Source organism: Pseudomonas sp. AGC41 (assembly GCF_057334555.1).
On sequence record NZ_JBHFJB010000125.1, the window covers coordinates 26,600 to 27,996 of the forward strand.

At 62.3% G+C, this 1,397-nt stretch carries 2 protein-coding genes; both read left to right on the forward strand.

What is annotated here, in order from left to right:
* The first annotated feature begins 169 nt into the window (after nt 1-169).
* Entirely contained in the window at nt 170-733 is a 564-nt protein-coding gene (gene pnuC, locus ACE04F_RS21660; protein ID WP_486109860.1) for a nicotinamide riboside transporter PnuC, read from the forward strand.
* Complete coding sequence (locus tag ACE04F_RS21665; RefSeq protein WP_486109862.1) at nt 730-1,254, forward strand: AAA family ATPase; 525 nt, start codon at nt 730-732, stop codon at nt 1,252-1,254. Before pnuC ends, ACE04F_RS21665 begins: the two co-directional genes overlap by 4 nt.
* Nucleotides 1,255-1,397 lie beyond the last annotated feature (143 nt).

Here is a 1,397-nt window from a genome sequence, read left to right on the forward strand (position 1 = left end):
CGCTCCCACATTGGTTTTTGTGTTGGCCCTGGATTTAGTGCCCAGCGCAAATCCCCTGTGGGAGCGAGCCTGCTCGCGAAGGCGGTAGCGCATCCAGCACCAGGATTGGAGCTCCGCCCGCCATAACGTTTACAATCCCCGCCCTCTTCGTCTTCCCCAAGGAACCGCCATGTCCGGGCTTGAACTGTTTGCCGCAGCCCTCGGCGTGATCGCTGTCTGGTTGACCGTCAAGCAGAATCCCTGGTGCTGGCCGATCGGCCTGGTCATGGTGCTGCTGTACAGCTGGATCTTCTTCGACGTGAAGTTGTACTCCGACATGTTGTTGCAGGTGGTCTACGCCGTCCTGCAACTGTATGGCTGGTGGCAGTGGACCCGCGCCGGGCACAACCACCATGGTCGACAGGTGACATACCTGGGCAGTCAATCCGTGCTGCTCGGCCTCGCCATCGGTGCGGCAGGCAGCCTGATACTTGGGGCGGCCATGGCGCATTGGACCGACGCCGCCCAACCCTGGCTCGACGCGGCGCTGACCGGTTTCAGCCTGGTGGCCCAGTGGTGGATGGCGCAAAAGCGCGTGCAATGCTGGCCGCTGTGGGTTGTCCTGGATGTGATGTTTGTCGGCCTGTTCGTCTACAAGGGCCTGTACCTGACCGCCGCGCTCTATGCCCTGTTTACTCTGCTGGCGGTGCAAGGCTGGCGGGAATGGCGCGCCGACCCGGCTCTGCGCACATGAAGGTGGTGGTATTGACTGGTCCTGAATCCAGCGGCAAGAGCTGGCTGGCCGGGCAACTGCAGGCGCACTTCGGTGGCTTGCGGGTGGACGAATACGTGCGTCACTTCATGGAGCAAACCCAGCGTGATACCTGCCTGGCCGACATCACCGATATCGCCACCGGGCAACTCGCCTGGGAAGACGCGGCTCGGGCCCGGCAGCCGGCGCTGCTGATTCTCGATACCCATCTGCTGAGCAATATTCTCTGGAGCCAGACCCTGTTCGGTGATTGCCCGGACTGGCTTGAACCCGCCTTGCTGGCGCGCCATTACGATTTGCACCTGCTGCTCAGCCCCGAGCAGGTCGAATGGGTCGGCGACGGTTTGCGCTGCCAGCCGGAGCTTGCGCAACGGGTGAGTTTTTTCGAGACCCTCAGGGACTGGCTGGCTCGCCACCAACGACCGTTCCTGTTGATTGAAGGCGACTGGGAGCAACGTCGCGAGCAGGCATTCGCCGCCGTTGCGCGGCTCCTCCAGGCCTGAGGTTGTTTCATCGTTGAAACATCATTGATGCGCCGAGCCCAGATTCAAAGCCACTTCAATCCGTTACGACCCTGACTGTGAAGTCACTGATACACCGCCCGCGAACGCCTGGATCCAGAGCCCTGCGGCAGCGGCGGGCCCGT

What these genes read in the sequence shown, in the direction of transcription:
- ACE04F_RS21665 (WP_486109862.1), top strand. Translation starts at nt 730, where the DNA reads ATGAAGGTGGTGGTATTGACTGGTCCTGAATCCAGCGGCAAGAGCTGG.
- pnuC (WP_486109860.1), top strand. Translation starts at nt 170, where the DNA reads ATGTCCGGGCTTGAACTGTTTGCCGCAGCCCTCGGCGTGATCGCTGTC.